The 12,569-nt window shown below is 70.3% G+C and carries 12 protein-coding genes; 5 read left to right on the top strand and 7 right to left on the bottom strand.

Annotation, left to right across the window (positions count from 1 at the left end):
- Positions 1–27: 27 nt before the first annotated feature.
- The 3 genes from AB0H62_RS26715 to AB0H62_RS26705 form a co-directional block, all read right to left on the bottom strand.
- On the bottom strand, positions 28–2,067 hold the full coding sequence (locus tag AB0H62_RS26715) for an alkaline phosphatase family protein (protein ID WP_360588869.1): 2,040 nt from the start codon (positions 2,065–2,067) through the stop codon (positions 28–30).
- 291 nt (positions 2,068–2,358) lie between these two features.
- Positions 2,359–2,787, bottom strand: coding sequence for a hypothetical protein (locus AB0H62_RS26710; protein ID WP_220244502.1), 429 nt, complete (start codon positions 2,785–2,787; stop codon positions 2,359–2,361).
- Positions 2,788–2,897: 110 nt separating this feature from the next.
- Positions 2,898–4,040 carry an FAD-dependent oxidoreductase gene (locus AB0H62_RS26705; RefSeq protein WP_220244501.1) on the bottom strand — a complete coding sequence of 381 codons (1,143 nt, stop codon included), beginning with the start codon at positions 4,038–4,040 and terminating at the stop codon, positions 2,898–2,900.
- 70 nt (positions 4,041–4,110) lie between these two features.
- Between AB0H62_RS26705 and AB0H62_RS26700 the strand changes: the two genes are divergently transcribed.
- Positions 4,111–4,986: a LysR family transcriptional regulator gene (locus tag AB0H62_RS26700; protein WP_360588866.1), complete on the top strand. Its 876-nt coding sequence runs from the start codon at positions 4,111–4,113 to the stop codon at positions 4,984–4,986.
- Here the strand turns inward: AB0H62_RS26700 and AB0H62_RS26695 are convergent.
- On the bottom strand, positions 4,983–6,443 hold the full coding sequence (locus AB0H62_RS26695) for a SulP family inorganic anion transporter (RefSeq protein ID WP_360588864.1): 1,461 nt from the start codon (positions 6,441–6,443) through the stop codon (positions 4,983–4,985). The genes AB0H62_RS26700 and AB0H62_RS26695 overlap by 4 nt on opposite strands.
- A gap of 312 nt (positions 6,444–6,755) precedes the next feature.
- Here AB0H62_RS26695 and AB0H62_RS26690 point away from each other — a divergent pair, with 312 nt between their 5' ends.
- Entirely contained in the window at positions 6,756–7,553 is a 798-nt protein-coding gene (locus tag AB0H62_RS26690; protein ID WP_360588862.1) for an oxygenase MpaB family protein, read from the top strand.
- Positions 7,554–7,594: 41 nt separating this feature from the next.
- Entirely contained in the window at positions 7,595–8,554 is a 960-nt protein-coding gene (gene ligD / locus AB0H62_RS26685) for a non-homologous end-joining DNA ligase (protein WP_220244497.1), read from the top strand.
- Positions 8,555–8,576: 22 nt separating this feature from the next.
- Here the strand turns inward: ligD and AB0H62_RS26680 are convergent, their stop codons facing one another.
- From AB0H62_RS26680 to AB0H62_RS26670, 3 genes are read right to left on the bottom strand one after another with little or no spacing between them, the layout of a single operon-like run.
- A complete protein-coding gene (locus AB0H62_RS26680) occupies positions 8,577–9,311 on the bottom strand; it encodes a class I SAM-dependent methyltransferase (RefSeq protein ID WP_360589054.1) in 735 nt (244 codons plus the stop codon).
- 5 nt (positions 9,312–9,316) lie between these two features.
- Positions 9,317–9,715 carry a 6-carboxytetrahydropterin synthase gene (locus AB0H62_RS26675; protein WP_220244495.1) on the bottom strand — a complete coding sequence of 133 codons (399 nt, stop codon included), beginning with the start codon at positions 9,713–9,715 and terminating at the stop codon, positions 9,317–9,319.
- Positions 9,716–9,742: 27 nt separating this feature from the next.
- Positions 9,743–10,717, bottom strand: a complete 975-nt coding sequence (locus tag AB0H62_RS26670; protein ID WP_220244494.1) for a zinc-binding alcohol dehydrogenase — start codon at positions 10,715–10,717, stop codon at positions 9,743–9,745.
- Positions 10,718–10,786: 69 nt separating this feature from the next.
- On the opposite strand from AB0H62_RS26670, the gene AB0H62_RS26665 reads away from it, so the two are divergent.
- Together AB0H62_RS26665 and AB0H62_RS26660 are read left to right on the top strand one after the other, a co-directional pair.
- Positions 10,787–11,584 (top strand): CDP-alcohol phosphatidyltransferase family protein, encoded by a 798-nt coding sequence (locus AB0H62_RS26665; RefSeq protein ID WP_360588859.1) that lies wholly within the window; start codon positions 10,787–10,789, stop codon positions 11,582–11,584.
- Between the two features lie 148 nt (positions 11,585–11,732).
- Positions 11,733–12,560 carry an LLM class F420-dependent oxidoreductase gene (locus AB0H62_RS26660; RefSeq protein ID WP_360588856.1) on the top strand — a complete coding sequence of 276 codons (828 nt, stop codon included), beginning with the start codon at positions 11,733–11,735 and terminating at the stop codon, positions 12,558–12,560.
- The last annotated feature ends 9 nt before the right edge of the window (positions 12,561–12,569 follow it).

The following is a 12,569-nucleotide window of genomic DNA, read 5'->3' as shown; positions in this document are numbered from 1 at the left end:
TCCACCGGCCGCCGCGGCGAAGCAGGACTAGCAGTCCTCGCCGATCCGGCCGGCGTAGCGCTGCTGCCACGTCGAGTCGCCCTCGACCGTGATGACCACGTCGTAGTAGCCGTTCTCGGTCGGCCAGTTCACGATCGCCGGCAGCAGGCCGAGCACCGTGACGGTCTTGGTCCCGCCGCTGAAGTCGTTCGCGGTCAGCTTGTAGTGCATCGGCTTGAGCAGGTTGTCGTTGTGCAGCGTGAAGCGCACGTGCTGCTCGCGCACCAGCACCGTCGGCTGCAGCAGGTCGGCGTCCACGCGCGGGTCGTGCCCGGACGAGGTGACCTTGCCCGCGAACGAACGCACGAAGCCGTCGTTGGCGTAGATCGAGAACGCGTACTCACCGCCGGTGGCGGAGGTGTCCCAGGTGTAGGACTGCGACTTGCGCTCGGTGACCGTGAACGGCGTGCTGGTGAACGGCTTGAGCTTGTCCGGGAAGACCTGGAAGCTCACGGCCTTGCCCTTGTCGCCGCCGGCCAGCGTCATCTTCGCCGTGACCTTGCCCTTGTGGTCCTGCGTGACCGTGGCGTGCGGGTGGAAGCTCAGCGGCCGCGGCTTCATGTGGCCGGCCGCGACCTTCACCGGCTCCTCGGCCGCCGGGTCCGCGAACGTCGCCGGCCCGGTCTGCGGGTGGGCGAAGTCGAGCGCGCTCGTCAGGTCACCGGCGATCGAGCGGCGCCAGTCGCTGATGTTGGGGCAGGTGAACGGCTTGCCGAGGTGCGCCGCCCACTTCTCCAGGAACTTGATCGTCGACGTGTGGTCGAAGACCTCCGAAGCGACGTAGCCACCGCGCGACCACGGCGACACGAGCAGCATCGGCACGCGCGGGCCGAAGCCGAGCGGGTACGAGCCGGTGTACTCGCCAGCGGTGCCGGCCTCGGGCCACGGCGGGAGCACGTGGTCGAACTTTCCGTCGTTCTCGTCGTAGTTGAGGATGAAGAGCGTGTGGTTCCAGATGTCCGGGTTGCCCTGCAGGATGTCGAGCACCTCTTTGACGTAGCGCTCGCCGTGCAGCGTGTCGGCGTCCGGGTGCTCGGACCAGCCGTAGGGCGCGACGATCCACGAGACGGCCGGCAGCGGGTGCTCGGCGCCCGGCTGGCAGGCGTCGCGCAAGTCCTTGAGGACGGCCCGCAGGTTGGCGTCGGAGTCGTCGTTCGGCGTGGTCTTGCCGGCGTAGTAGGTGGCGTTGCCGCGCCAGATCAGGCCGGTGCCGGGCTGCAGCTTCGGGTCCAGCGGGCTCAGGCCGTTGGGTTCGAAACCCTTGAAGTACTTGAGCTCGTTGTCGCCGTAGTCGCCGATCCACGAGCTGAGGTAGCCCTGGCGGCCGGTGCCGCTGTTGTCGGAGTAGAGGCGCCAGTCGATGCCGGCCTGCTGCAGCTGCTCGGGCACGGTGATCCACGGGCGGCTGTAGTTCGACTCGTCCGTGTTGCCGGTCTCGGTGTTGGACGTGCCGCTCCACAGGTACTTGCGGTTCGGGTCGGTCGGGCCGAACTCGGAGCAGAAGTTCTGGTCGGCGATCGTGTACTGGGCCGCCACCGAGTGGTAGAAGCTCATGTAGCCGTCGCTGTGGTAGTTCATGCAGCTCGCGCCGTTGTGCTGCACCCACTGGTCCCAGCTGCGGTGCGCGACGTCGCCCCAGGCGCCGTGGTCGTTGCCCCACATGCCGTCGTCGACCTTCGGCGTCACGGTGGCGCCGGTCTTGTCCTTCTGCTGGAAGACGGTGGTGCCGTCCTGGAACTTCAGCGCCTGCTTGTCATTGAAGCCGCGCACACCGGGGAACGTGCCGAAGTAGTGGTCGAGCGAACGGTTCTCTTGCATCAGGATCACGACGTGTCTCAGGTCGGACAGGTCGCCTTTGAACCCTCGCGGCAGGCCGTTGCTGCCCAGGGTGGCGGCGTCCGCGGTGCCCGCGTCGGCGATCCCGCCGAACATCAGCGCTCCGGCGGCGACGCCCGCGCCCTGCAGGAACCGGCGGCGGGTGGTGCCGGAGTCGGGCTCGGGGGTGGGGGTGGTGGGGTCGGCGGACAAGGCAAAACTCCTCACGCGGGGGTGGTGTCGACCGTCCATCCAATCCAGCCGACACCAACGCCGCGTGAACACCTGCGGAGCGGTCACTGGCAGGCGGCCGACGGTTGAGGGCAGACGGTCCCACGAGACCGCGCGAAGTGCCCCGAAACCGCACAAAACGCCCAGTTGTGGTCAGGCGTTGGCGGGCGTGCGGAGCGAGTGGAGAAAGGGCAACCGCCGGGGGTGAGAAGTGAAAGAAACGGCCGGCGAATTCATCGGGGAAATGAATTCGCCGGCCGCGGTTTCAGAAAATCAGTTGTACCAGTCGAGCAGCGTCGGCAGGAGGGAAACGCTCTTCACCCGCACCTGCGGTTCGCCCAGCACATTTCCCCACGGCACGGTCATGTGCCCGGAAACGCCGCAGCCGATGTCGAACCAGCCGCCCTTCGGGTGCGCCGAGTCGAATCCCCAGCCCTGCACGCAGGCGGTCTGGTTGTTCGTCACGGTGAAGCTGTAGCCCTGCTTGCGGCCCGGCGAGCCGAACACGCTGCAGCCCGAGTGCGACGCCTTGCTCCAGACCTGCGGCGCGCCGCCCGCCTGGTGGGTGCCCGAACACGCGTTGGCCGACTGCGGTGCCGCCTCGGCCGTGGCGCCGGTGAGCAGCACGCCCCCGGCGACCGCGGTCGCCGCGACGACCGCGCCCAGCCGGGAAAAACGGCGCGAAGAATCCTGAATACCCATTCGCGGTGAACCTTCCCAGTAGTGCCAGCCCCCAGAATTCGACTGGCCTGGCGCAAATGTACTCAGCGCGCCGCGGGCGTCGAGAGCTCCGGTGAAAACTTAAGATCGACTTAGGAGAGCGGCTGCCCGTACACGAAACTGCGCAACCGGCCTGTCGCGGTGAGTGGGACAAACAGTTTGGCGTGGGCCGCGCGTACCGGGTCCGGTCCGGATTCGTCCAAAACGGACAGAACGCGGATCGTGTAGCGCGAGTCGGGGGTGAAGTCCGGGGCCTTCGCGTGGGCGTAGGCGCCGCCGAGGAGGTCGACGATCAGCACGGTCGGCACGGGCGCGCCAGGGCCGGCGTGCTCCAGGATCGCGTCGATCGTGGTGTCGGGCAGCTGCGCGACGACGCGGTTGTCGCCGAGGTACGCGTGGGGGTGCGGCGGCTCGGCGGCGATGGAGCCGGAGTCGGTGAACGGCATGGTCTTGAGCGTGTCCACGAGCGGTCCCAGCGCGTGCAGAGGTGCGACGAGCCGCGGGCCGTCGTCGCCGAGGTGGGCGACGCGGACATGGGCGATGTGCCTGCCGCGCAACGGTTCCGGCACCATCGGCAGGTCCGGGTAGGGGATCAGGGCGAGTGACGTGGTGAGCGTGTCGGGGAGATCGGCGGTCCAGTCACGCCAGGTGCGCAGGACGTCCGGCACCTTCGGGGTGTCGAAGTAGAGGCCGCCGCCGTACAGGCTGGTCACCGGGACGAGGCCGAACTCCAACGCGGTGATCACGCCGGCGCCGAGGTCGGTGGTGCGTTCGATCCTGCCGTCGGCGGTCACGACTTCGGCGGAGCGCACGTGGTCGGCGGCGAGGCCGTAGCGGCGCCCGAGCAGGCTGAAGCCGCCGCCGAGCGTGTAGCCGACCACGCCGACGCCGGGAGCCGAACCGCTGAGCGGCGCGAGCCCGTGCTCGGCGGCGGCCTCGAGCACCTTGCCCCAGGTGGTGCCGGCCCCGACCCGGGCGACGGCGTCGGCCGGGTCGATCTCGACGTTGGTCATACGCCGCGTCGAGATCAGCACCCCGTCGGCCGGGGCGCGCAGGCCGTGGCCGGTCGCCTGGACGGCCACGGGCAGGTCGCGGGTCGCGGCGTTGCCCACGGCCTCGGCGACGTCGGCGGCCGTCGCGGCGGCGACGACCAGCTTCGGCGCCGACTCGATGCCGGTCTGGAAACCGGCGATTTCCTCGCGATAGCCGTCCTGGCCAGGGGTGCAGGTTTGCATGACTCCAGCGTGGCTCGGGGCCTTCGAGAAGTCCAAGAGATAGTGCTTCCCAGGACTAGAATCAATGCTTATGGAACTGCACCAGCTCGAGTACTTCGTGGCCGTCGCCGAAGAAGCCAACTTCACGCGCGCCGCGGCCCGGATGCACGTCGCGCAGCCGGGCGTCAGTGCGCAGATCCGGCGCCTGGAACGCGAGCTGGGGCAGCCGTTGTTCGACCGGTCGGCGCGCGCGGTGCGGCTCACCGACGTCGGCGCCGCCGCGTTGCCCCACGCCCGTGCCGCGCTCGCCGCGGTGGCCGCCGTGCGCGAGACGGTGGCCGAGCACGAGGGCCTCGTCCGCGGGCAGGTGGCGATGGGGATCGTGACGTCGGCGGGGCCGGTCGCGTTGCCGGACTTCCTCGCCGATTTCGCCGAGCGCTACCCGGGCGTCGAGATCACCCTGGGCGAGGCCAACTCCGACGTGATGGTCGAAGCGCTGCGCGAAGGCCGCCTCGACGTCGCCGTGATCGGCCTCGCCGACGGCGTGCCCGCGGGTCTCGCCGCGCAGGTGGTGCTCGACGAGGCCGTCGTCGCCGTTACCGCTGTCTCCGACGATCTGGCCGCCCGTTCGGAGGTCACGTTGGCCGACCTGGCCGGCCGCGGGCTGATCTGCCTGCCGAAGGGCACCGGCGTGCGCGGGGTCCTCGACCGCGGCTTCGCGACGGCGGGGGTCCACCCGCGCGTGACGATCGAGGCCAGCGACCCGAACGTGCTGGCACAGCTGGCGATCCGCGGCCTCGGCGTGGCGATCGTGCCGGAATCCCTTGCGCGGTACTACGCCACCGAGCTCCACACGCTGCAGCTGCGGCCGCGGCTGCGCGGTCAGCTCGCGTTGGCGTGGCGGGCCGACGGTCCGAGCGGTCCCGCCGCGCGCACATTGATCGAGTTCGCGCGATCGGTGCTCTAGTGCGCCGTGAGCTCGCCGGTGAGCCGGCCGTGCATGCGGGCGCTCGGGGAGTTGAGGCCGACGATCTCGACGGTTTTGCCGCGTGCGGCGTACTTCGTGGTGATGGCGTCGAGCGCGGCGACGGTGGACGCGTCCCAGATGTGGGCGTCGGTGAGGTCGAGGACGACGTGGGCGGGGTCGCCGGCGTAGTCGAAGCGGGAGACGAGGTCGTTGCTGGAGGCGAAGAACAGCTCGCCGGTGACCGCGTAGACGACCTGGTTGCCGTCCGGGTCCACGGCGGCGGTCACGTCGAGCAGCCGCGCGACGCGGCGCGCGAAGATGACCATCGCGGTGATCGTGCCGACGACCACGCCGATCGCGAGGTTGCTGGTGGCCACCACGACGGCGACGGTGATCACCATGACCGTGATCTCGCCGGCGGGCATCCGCTTGAGCGTGGCGGGGGCGATGCTGTGCCAGTCGAACGTGCCGAACGCGACGAGCACCATCACGGCCACGAGCGCGGCCATCGGGATCCGCGAGACGAGCGGGCCGAAGACGATGCACAGGATGATCAGGAACGTGCCGGCCAGGAACGTCGACAGGCGCGTGCGGGAGCCGGCGGTCCTGACGTTGATCATGGTCTGCCCGATCATCGCGCAGCCGCCCATTCCGCCGAAGATGCCGGTGACGACGTTGGCGATGCCCTGGCCGATGGCCTCGCGGGTCTTGCTCGACGGGGTGTCGGTGATGTCGTCGACGAGCTGGGCCGTCATCATCGATTCCATGAGCCCGACCAGCGCGAACGCGATCGCGTACGGCGCGAGCAGGGTGAGGGTGTTCATCGTGAACGGCACGTCGGGCACCCCGGGCACGGGCAGCGAGGACGGCAGCGCGCCCTTGTCGCCGACGGTCGGCACGGTGATGCCGGCGCCGATCGTGAGCGCGGTGAGGACGACGATCGAGATCAGCGGCGCCGGCACGACCTTGGTGAGCCGGGGCAGGAAGACCATCAGCAGCAGGCCGCCGGCGAAGAGCGGGTAGACCGGCCACGGCACGTCGATCAGCGACGGCAGCTGCGCCAGGAAGATCAGGATGGCCAGCGCGTTGACGAACCCGACCATCACGCTGCGCGGCACGAACCGCATCAGCTTGGCCACGCCGAGCGCGCCGAGCAGGATCTGGATCAGACCACCGAGGATCACCGTCGCGATGAGGTAGCCGAACCCGTACTCACGCGCCAGCGGCGCCACGACCAGCGCGATCGCCCCCGTCGCGGCCGAGATCATCGCCGGGCGCCCGCCCACGATCGAGATCACCACGGCCATCGTGAACGAGGCGCACAGCCCCACCCGCGGGTCGACGCCGGCGATGATCGAGAACGAGATCGCCTCGGGGATCAGCGCGAGCGCCACGACGAGCCCGCCGAGCACCTCCACCCGCGCCACCTTCGGCGACAACCACGCCGGCCGGGCCATTCGGAACACCTTCGGCACGCCACACGCCCTGACTCACTGGGACGCGCCGCCGACGCGCCTGGGGTTTCACCCCCGGCTTCTCCAGCCCGGCGGCCACCGCGGGGCGCCGCCCAGCCTGTCCCCGGGAGCGGGCCGCCCTCACTGGCGACTCGGAGCCTCACGTTAGATCAGCGTGAACCGCGTGGCCGCGCCCTCCCCGGTCGAGTGCGGCGGGGATCACCTCGGCTGATGGCTCGGGAGCGTGGACGCGGCTCGGGCGGCTCTTGACTCGACGTAAACAGTCGCGTTTCCTTGATCCCGACGGGAGGCGCCATGGGTGACGCGCTCAAGAAGGCCATGGTCGGAATGGGGCTGATGGCCGGCAGCGCCAACGTGATCATGCAGCTCGGGCGGGCCCCGGTGGGGTACGGGGTGATGGAGAGCAGTGTCGAGAGCGGGAACCTGTTCAGGCACCCGGTCAAACGCGCGCGCACCACGGGGACCTATTTGGCGGTCGCGACGTTCGGGACCGACGACGAGCGCAAGGCGTACCGCAGGGCGGTCAACGGGTCTCATCGGCACGTCAGATCCACAAAGGACAGCCCCGTCGGTTACAACGCCTTCGATCCGGAGCTGCAGCTCTGGGTTGCCGCGTGTCTCTACAAGGGACTCGAGGACGTCCACGTGGCGTTCTTCGGTGGCGCCGCGCCCGAGGAGCTGTACGCCGAGGCCGTGGTGCTCGGCACGACGTTGCAGGTGCGGCCGGAGATGTGGCCCGAGGACCGCGAGGCGTTCGCGAAGTACTGGGCCGAGGGGCTCCAACGCGTCACCTTCGACGACCGCACCCGCGCGTACCTCGGGGACCTCGTCGACCTGCGGTTCCTGCCGCGGCCGTTCGCGCTGGTGTTCGGGCGGTTCCACCGGTTCGTGACGACCGGGTTCCTGCCCGCGTGTTTCCGCGAGCACATGCGGCTGTCGTGGACCGAATACGATCAGCGCACATTCGAACGTCTCATGCGCGGCATCGGACACGTCGTGCGGCGCCTCCCGCGCAGCGTGCAGCGGTTCCCCTACAACGCGTACCTGCGCGACCTCCGCAAGCGCTACCGCGAGGGCCGTCCGCTCGTGTGAAGCGGTTGACCGGCGCCCGCGTGGTGGGCGAAGGTAGGCCGATGAGCAGCGACGACGTACGCGAGGGTGTCAAACTGACCAATCTCGACCAGCCGCTGTTCGCCGACGCCGGTGCGACCAAACGCGACCTGCTCGACTACCTCGACGGCGTCTCGGAGCGGCTGCTGCCGGTGCTGCACGACCGGCCGCTGTCGGTCGTGCGCGTGCTGCGCGGGCAGGACGCGTTCATGCAGAAGAACCTGCCGAAGTACACGCCCGAGTGGGTGCCGCGCGTGAAGCTGTGGGCCGAGAGTTCGAAGCGGGAAGTTTCCTACGCGTTGTGCAACGATCGCCCCACGCTTCTGTGGTTCGGCAACCAGCGCGCGATCGAATACCACCCCACGTTGACGCTTTTCGAACACACCCAAGGTCCGACCCACCTGATCATGGACCTGGACCCACCCGAGGGCGCGCCGTTCGGACTGGCCGTCGCGGGTGCGCGCCTGGTCCGTCAAGCTCTCGCCGACGCCGGGCTGGCCGGCGCGTTGAAAACCAGCGGTTCCAAGGGCGTCCACGTCTTCGTACCCCTGAAACCCGGCCAGGCCCACGAAGACGTCGCCGCCGCCACCCGCGCGATCGCCGCCCGCGCCGAACGCCTCGACCCGGAGCTCGCCACCACCGCGTTCATCCGCGAAGACCGCCACGGCAAGGTGTTCCTCGACTCCACCCGCGCCGGCGGCGCCACCGTGGTCGCCGCCTACAGCCCGCGCGTGCGGCCCGGCCTGACCGTGTCGTTCCCGATCCCGTGGGCCGCGGCCGACGACGTGACTCCGCGCGACTTCACCGTCCACACGGCACTCGACCTCCTCGGCGACACCGACCCGTGGGCGACGGAAATGCCCGCACCGCAGGCACTTCCGGACGACCTCGTCGCCGAAGGCCACACCATTCCGATCGCCCGCGTCGCCGCGATGCACGAGGGCAAACGGCGAGCCAAAGCCCGCCGCGAGGCCGACGGCTGAGGCAGCCAGGCAGCTAAGACAACTAAGGCAGAGCCAGCAAGTCCTCGTGCTCCACAACCACCGTGTCGAGCACCCGGCGATACCCCGACAAGTCCAACGACGGATTCTCCTCTGCCGCCGCGGAAACCCAGCCCGAGAACCACGTCTCGATCAACGCCGCATCCCCGGCTCCCAGCCGCCACGGCGTCGCCGCCCGCTTCACCGTGAACCCGCGCGCAGCGAACTCGGCAGCCGCGAACGCCACCGCCTCCGGCCCCAGCCGATCCTCCCGGCGCTGGTGGGCGTTGAACGCCGCCCCCACCGCCTCGTCGCGCGGGTCGGCCGGAGTGAGCGCGACCCGCCCGACCACCGACAACGTCAGCAAAGCCGGCACCCGCGCCCCTGCGCAAGCGTCGACCAACCGCCGGATCTCCTCGGCCGTGAACAGGTCCAGCAACGCCGACGCGGTCACCAGCGACGTTCCCGAAAGATCCGCCGCCGTCAGCCGTGTGACATCCCGAACCTCGCCTGTCGCATTCTGAACACCCACGACAGCCAGCCGCACCAGCCCCGGATCCTGGTCGTGCAGGATCCACCGCTGCGGCTGCGGCAACCGGCCCGTGAGCCAGCGGCTCATGGAACCGGTGCCACAGCCCAGATCTCGGACCACGACCGGCGCGGCCAACGCGAGCGAGTCCACAAGGGACGCAGCCCGCGCGACGGAATCGGCGCCTTCCCGCAGCCGCAACCACTCCGGCGCGTAGCCGGACGGATCCACGTCGGTCAAAGCGAACGCTCGTACCCGGCCGACGCGACGTGCGACTCGTGCAACGTCACCGAAATCCCCGACAGCCCGCGGGCACCTTCGCCGAGCTCCCCGGCGTGCACGGCGTCGGCCAGCCGGTCGGCGATCACCTTCGCCAGGTACTCCGTGGACGTGTTGATGCCCTCGAACGCCGGGTCGTCGTCGAGGTTGCGGTAGTTGAGGTCGGCCAGCACGGAGCCCAGCTTCTGCGTCGCGAGGCCGATGTCGACCACGATGTTGTCGGCGTCGAGGTCGGTGCGGCGGAACGTCGCGTCGACGACGAACGTGGCGCCGTGCAGCTTCTGCGCCGGACCGAAGACCTCACCGCGGAAGCTGTGGGCGACCATGATGTGGTCGCGGACGGTGACGCTGAACAAGGTTTTCTCCTTAGGAATCACAAGAACTTACGGGTAAACGATCCGGTGCGCGAGCCCCGGCAGGTCCCCGCCGGCCAGGCGGGAGATCAGGTTCGGCAGATCTTCGAACGCGGTCTCGCCGGTCACGAGCACGTCGAACGCCGGATCGGCCAGCAGCCGCAGCGCCGTGGCCATGCGGTCACCGTAGGTGCGCCGCGCGGACCGGGCGGGGGAGACCGTGCCCACCTGGCTGCTGCGGATCGTCAGCCGCCGCGAGTGGAAGTTCTCGCCCAGCGGCACGCTCACGCGCCGGTCGCCGTACCAGCTCAGGTCCACCACCGTCGCCTCGCGGCCCAGCAGCTCCAGCGACCGCGCGAGCCCCGCGTCGGTCGCGCTCGCGTGCACCACGAGGTCGAGATCGCCCTCTGCGTCCTCCGGCCGCACGTAGCGGATACCGAACGCCGCCGCGACCTTCTCCCGAGCCGGATCGGTGTCCACGAGCTGGACGTCCACTCCCGGGAAGCGGGAAAGCAGCCCGGCGACGCTGCTGCCGACCATCCCGGCCCCCACCACGGCGATCCGGTCGCCGACCAGCGGCGCGGCGTCCCACAGCGCGTTCACGGCCGTCTCCACGGTGCCCGCGAGGATCGCCCGCGCGGCCGGCACGTCGTCCGGCACCACCGTGACCGCCGAGGCCGGCACCACGAACTCGGTCTGGTGCGGGAAGAGGCTGAACACCGTCCGCCCCACCAGCTCACCCGGCCCGGCTTCGACGCGCCCGACGTTCAGGTAGCCGTACTTCACCGGGAACGGGAAGTCGCCCTCCTGGAACGGCGCGCGCATCACCTCGCGCTGGCTCTCGGGCACGCCGCCGCGCAGCACCAAACTTTCGGTGCCACGGCTCATGCCGGAAAACAGGGTCCTGACCAGCACTTCGTCCGGTCCCGGCTCCGGAATCTCCGCCGCCCGGATCTCACCGGTTCCGGCGGATTTGAACCAGAAGGCCTGTCCCGTACGTGTCATGGTCGTCCTCCTCTGCCGCGAGATCGAGGCGATATGGCTGTCACCACCACTACACGATCACGTTCCACCGTGGGTTCACTCGTTCGGCAGCAGGCCGCGGGTGCCGGAGCCCAGGTGGCGCTGCTGGGCGTGCTCGCCCTGACCGTCGGCCTCGGCGCCGCCGGCTGGGCCGCGGGCCTGGCGTACACCGTCGGCCTGTGGGCCCTGCTCGCGGGCGCCGCGCGCAAAGCCGGAGCCCGGTCACTGGGCCCCGCCGACCACGTCACGCTCACCCGCGCCATCCTCATCGGCGGCGTCACGGCGCTGGTCGCAGACCACCTGAACGGGGGAGTGCCGCTCGCGGTGCTCGTGCCGCTGGCGTCCGTCGCACTGGCGCTGGACGCCGTCGACGGGCAGGTCGCGCGCCGCACCGGCACGTCCTCGGCGCTCGGTGCGCGGTTCGACATGGAGTCCGACGCGTTCCTCATCCTGGTGCTCAGCGTGCTGGCCGCGGAGACGTTCGGCTACTGGGTCCTCGCCATCGGCCTGATGCGCTACGCGTTCGTCGCGGCGTCCTGGGCCCTGCCGTGGCTCAACGGCGCGCTGCCGCCCAGCCGGGCGCGCAAGGTGGTCGCCGCGCTGCAGGGTGTGCTGCTGGTGGCCGCGGGCTCGGGCCTGCTGCCGCACCTGGCGGGCCTGGCCGTCACGATGGCCGCCCTGGTCACGCTCGTGTGGTCCTTCGGCCGCGACGTCCTGTGGCTGCACAGCGCGCACCGCGCCCACCGCGCCGCCGCTCGCCCGGCACCCCGCGTCGCCCCCGCGACGTGCGTCGTCCGGTCCCGATCGACCCTGCGTCGCCGGCGTCACCTGGCGACGCGCAACCTGTAGCCGAAGAGACGGGGATCACGCGCCCGGGTTGCCCGGTTTTCCCTCGTGCCAGGGCCTTGCGGGTACCCACCTCAGGGGCAGGTCTGGGGTGTCCCCTCGTGTCAGCGTTGATCACGAACGATCTTCGACGGCACACGAGGGGTCTGGCGTGAAATTCGGCATCTGGACGGTCATCAACACCGGCGGCATCACCTACCCAGAGCTCGGCCGGGCGTTGGAGGAGCGGGACTTCGAGTCGCTGCTCGTCCCCGAGCACACGCACCTTCCGGTCACCGACGGCCCGCGACTCGACGGCAACGGCGCCGAGATGGACCCGCCGTGGTTCCGCATGCCCGACCCGTTCGTCTCGCTCGGCGCGGTGGCCGCGGTGACCGAGCGGCTCAAGCTCATCCTCGCGGTGACGCTGCTGGTGCAGCGCGAACCGATCGTCTTCGCGAAGGAAGCCGCGACGCTCGACGAGCTGTCCGGCGGCCGCCTGATCGTCGGCGTCGGCGCGGGCAACGTGCTCGACGAGCTGCAGAACCACGGCGTCGCCCCGGCCGAGCGCGGCAAGGTCCTCGACGAGCGCATCGACGCCGTGAAGGCGATGTGGACGCAGGAAAAGGCCGAGTACCACGGCGAATACGTCGATTTCGACCCGATTTACAGCTGGCCCAAGCCCGTGCAGCGGCCGCACCCGCCGATCTACATCGGCGGCTGGAGCAAGGCGGCCGCGCGCCGCACCGTCGAGCGCGGCGACGGCTGGCTCGCGCCGCCCCTGCCCGTCGACGCCATGCGCGCCTACACCGAAGACCTGCGCGAACGCGCGGGCCGTCCGGTGCCTGTCACCGTCACCTACACCCCGACCGACGCCGGGGTGATCCACGCCTACGAGGACCTCGGCGTCGAGCGCGTCGCCCTGATCCTGCCCACGCTCTCGCGCGACGAGTCGCTGGTGGAGCTGGACAAGCTGGCCGAGTTCGTCTCGAAGTACTGAAGGGACCGG

It is taken from the genome of Amycolatopsis sp. NPDC050768 (assembly GCF_040654155.1).
Taxonomy (GTDB): Bacteria; Actinomycetota; Actinomycetes; order Mycobacteriales; family Pseudonocardiaceae; genus Amycolatopsis.
The sequence above is the reverse complement of the archived record's forward strand: the minus strand, read 5'-3'. Positions and strand labels throughout refer to the sequence as shown.

What these genes read in the sequence shown, in the direction of transcription:
- AB0H62_RS26705 (WP_220244501.1), bottom strand. Translation starts at nt 4,040, where the DNA reads ATGCAAACCTGCACCCCTGGCCAGGACGGCTATCGCGAGGAAATCGCC.
- AB0H62_RS26700 (WP_360588866.1), top strand. Translation starts at nt 4,111, where the DNA reads ATGGAACTGCACCAGCTCGAGTACTTCGTGGCCGTCGCCGAAGAAGCC.
- AB0H62_RS26670 (WP_220244494.1), bottom strand. Translation starts at nt 10,717, where the DNA reads ATGACACGTACGGGACAGGCCTTCTGGTTCAAATCCGCCGGAACCGGT.
- AB0H62_RS26710 (WP_220244502.1), bottom strand. Translation starts at nt 2,787, where the DNA reads ATGGGTATTCAGGATTCTTCGCGCCGTTTTTCCCGGCTGGGCGCGGTC.
- ligD (WP_220244497.1), top strand. Translation starts at nt 7,595, where the DNA reads ATGAGCAGCGACGACGTACGCGAGGGTGTCAAACTGACCAATCTCGAC.
- AB0H62_RS26690 (WP_360588862.1), top strand. Translation starts at nt 6,756, where the DNA reads ATGGGTGACGCGCTCAAGAAGGCCATGGTCGGAATGGGGCTGATGGCC.
- AB0H62_RS26695 (WP_360588864.1), bottom strand. Translation starts at nt 6,443, where the DNA reads ATGGCCCGGCCGGCGTGGTTGTCGCCGAAGGTGGCGCGGGTGGAGGTG.